The organism is Bartonella sp. PS17NMGDW (genome assembly GCF_042193555.1).
Classification (GTDB): Bacteria; Pseudomonadota; Alphaproteobacteria; order Rhizobiales; family Rhizobiaceae; genus Bartonella; species Bartonella grahamii.
Genome location: NZ_JBHILY010000073.1, coordinates 1 through 1,051, shown reverse-complemented (window position 1 = coordinate 1,051; position 1,051 = coordinate 1). Strand labels below are relative to the sequence as shown.

Sequence of the window (1,051 nt, the reverse complement as noted above, 5' to 3'; positions counted from 1 at the left end):
GGAAACGTTGCAAACACAACACCAGACAAGGACGATACCCTTGATCCAAACGCCCCACCAAACGCATGCGACGAAGGAGACGGCGTAATCCATATGGACGAAGAGGATACATGATAGGTTATAAACCAGATTTAGAGCCCCTCATTAAAAAGATTGCTTAAGTACCTCCCTTCCCCATCTTTAAAGGTGGGGAGTGGACACTAAAGTTACACGTGTGGAACTGGTCGTTCAAGAGGCTGTACAGCCAAACGAAACCCCATGGTACGCAGTAAAGCATTCAAGCTGCGGAACTCTGGATTACCTTTTTCTGAAAGTGTACGGTAAAGTTGTGTTGGGTTCAAGTTGGCTGCTTTAGCTACAGCTTGAACACCACCATAAGCTTTGGCCATTTGGCGTAGAGTTACAAGCAGCTCACCCTGATCACCATCTGCTAGGATTGCATCAAGGGTAGCTGCTGCCAACTCAGGATCACCACGGAATATTTCTGCCATTGCATCATCATGGTTACGGTCTTTCATTTTTGCACTCCTTTAATCTTCACGGTTTTGCCAATCACGCCAGCAAGCACATGCACGAGTGATATCAGTCTCTTGTGTTTTTTTGCTGCCACCGCATAATAGCAACAATACGGTCTTTCCAGATTGGACATAATAAACTCGGTAGCCAGGACCAACATTAATACGCAATTCATGAACACCCTCACGAAGCGGCTTGAAATCGCCAAAGTTTCCCTGCTCTAAACGATTAAGGCGGCGAATAATTGCAGTTTTAGCCTGCATATCACGGAGCTTTCGCAGCCAATCAGCTATCAAGTCTTTGCCATCAGAAGTAAGGTAGTGACGTATTTCAAACATGATGTATATTCGTTTATAAACGAATATTTGTCAAGAAAGAAATTAAAAGTTGAGAAAAAATCTTCTTTTATTCCAATGAAAAAGCGACATGAAGCTTAACCAAGCTATCTTTCCGAATGAGAAAGATGTCAATTTTTTAATCCAGCTCTGCTTTTTGCGGGGCTTTTTTTATGGAGAATCATATGCGAAAAATATCA

2 protein-coding genes are annotated in these 1,051 nt (G+C 42.8%); both read right to left on the bottom strand.

All coding sequences use genetic code 11. The annotated features are described in order from the left end of the window. Positions 1-206: 206 nt before the first annotated feature. Complete coding sequence (locus tag ACFIJK_RS09310; protein ID WP_375627110.1) at positions 207-518, bottom strand: DNA-binding protein; 312 nt, start codon at positions 516-518, stop codon at positions 207-209. Between the two features lie 12 nt (positions 519-530). Then, positions 531-854: a type II toxin-antitoxin system RelE/ParE family toxin gene (locus ACFIJK_RS09305; protein ID WP_015857128.1), complete on the bottom strand. Its 324-nt coding sequence runs from the start codon at positions 852-854 to the stop codon at positions 531-533. Positions 855-1,051 lie beyond the last annotated feature (197 nt).

What these genes read in the sequence shown, in the direction of transcription:
- ACFIJK_RS09310 (WP_375627110.1), bottom strand. Translation starts at nt 518, where the DNA reads ATGAAAGACCGTAACCATGATGATGCAATGGCAGAAATATTCCGTGGT.
- ACFIJK_RS09305 (WP_015857128.1), bottom strand. Translation starts at nt 854, where the DNA reads ATGTTTGAAATACGTCACTACCTTACTTCTGATGGCAAAGACTTGATA.